This window comes from Mesorhizobium sp. M1A.T.Ca.IN.004.03.1.1 (assembly GCF_003997555.1).
Classification (GTDB): Bacteria; Pseudomonadota; Alphaproteobacteria; order Rhizobiales; family Rhizobiaceae; genus Mesorhizobium.
The window spans coordinates 1-279 of record NZ_RZTV01000216.1; the positions used below are offsets into that span (position 1 = coordinate 1).

Sequence of the window (279 nt, forward strand, 5' to 3'; positions counted from 1 at the left end):
GGCTCCGAGAGATTCATGCGCACCTGCCGAAGCGTCTGCTCCTTCTCGTCCGTGTGACCGGACAAGCAGACATCGGCGATGAGCGCCGTGAGAAGCTGGAGAGCTGACGCGCGGAAGAAGTCGTCACGGACACCGCGCGCGCCGCCGCTGTCGCTCATGATCCATGATGCGACCGAGGCGATATCCTCCTCCTTTGTACCTCCAAAACGGCCGACCCAGTCGAGCACGTTGAAGCAGACATCCGGCTTCCTCGGATCGAGAACGAACACGTCCCGTCCC

1 protein-coding gene is annotated in these 279 nt (G+C 62.4%); it reads right to left on the reverse strand.

What is annotated here, in order from left to right; genetic code table 11:
* A partial coding sequence (locus tag EOD29_RS31410; RefSeq protein WP_164763928.1) for a type IV secretory system conjugative DNA transfer family protein occupies positions 1–279 on the reverse strand: 279 nt, incomplete at both ends.